1 protein-coding gene is annotated in these 724 nt (G+C 40.9%); it reads left to right on the top strand.

What is annotated here, in order from left to right:
- A partial coding sequence (locus C3420_RS17165) for an IS3 family transposase (RefSeq protein ID WP_146048185.1) occupies positions 1-702 on the top strand: 702 nt, incomplete at its 5' end.
- Positions 703-724 lie beyond the last annotated feature (22 nt).

The raw sequence follows: 724 nt of genomic DNA, 5'->3' as shown, positions 1-724 counted from the left end.
GTACGTAAAGTCTGGCAAAAACTGAAACGTGAAGGCTATATTATTGCACGCTGTACTGTTGCTCGATTAATGAAAAAGCTAGGTATACAAGGTGTTTGGCGAGGTAAGAACAAACAAACCACCCGTAGCCGAGATGACCAAAAACGAGCAGATGATTTAGTGAAACGTAATTTTAGTGCTGATCGACCTGACCAATTATGGGTCAGTGACTTTACGTATATTCAAACTCATTCAGGCTGGGTCTATACCGCCTTTATTATTGATGTGTTCTCACGAGCAATTGTTGGATGGAAAGTATCGACACGGATGAATACAGATATGGTGCTCGATGCATTAGAGCAAGCCTTGCACGATCGAGGCATGCCAAAGAATGTGATTCATCATTCCGATAGAGGCGTTCAATATCTTTCTATTCGCTATACCAATCGTTTAGAAGCAGCAAATTTACGAGCATCAGTCGGTACAACTGGTGATTCATACGATAATGCTCTGGCTGAAACGGTGAATGGCTTATACAAAACAGAGGTGATTGAATATTTAAAAGCAGATTGGCAAGGTTTAGCAGATGTACAACTTGCGACACTAAACTGGGTAGATTGGTTCAATAAAAAGCGTGTACACAGTGCACTGGGTTATGTATCGCCTTTTGAGTTTGAAGCAATGTACTATGATAAGATTAACCCGTTAGGTCAGGTGGCCTAACTTAAATAAAAAAGTCTCCGAC

Origin of the sequence: Acinetobacter sp. ACNIH3 (genome assembly GCF_002918965.1) — a bacterium.
Classification (GTDB): Bacteria; Pseudomonadota; Gammaproteobacteria; order Pseudomonadales; family Moraxellaceae; genus Acinetobacter; species Acinetobacter schindleri.
Note: the sequence above shows the minus strand (reverse complement) of the source record. Positions and strands in the feature narration are given on the sequence as shown.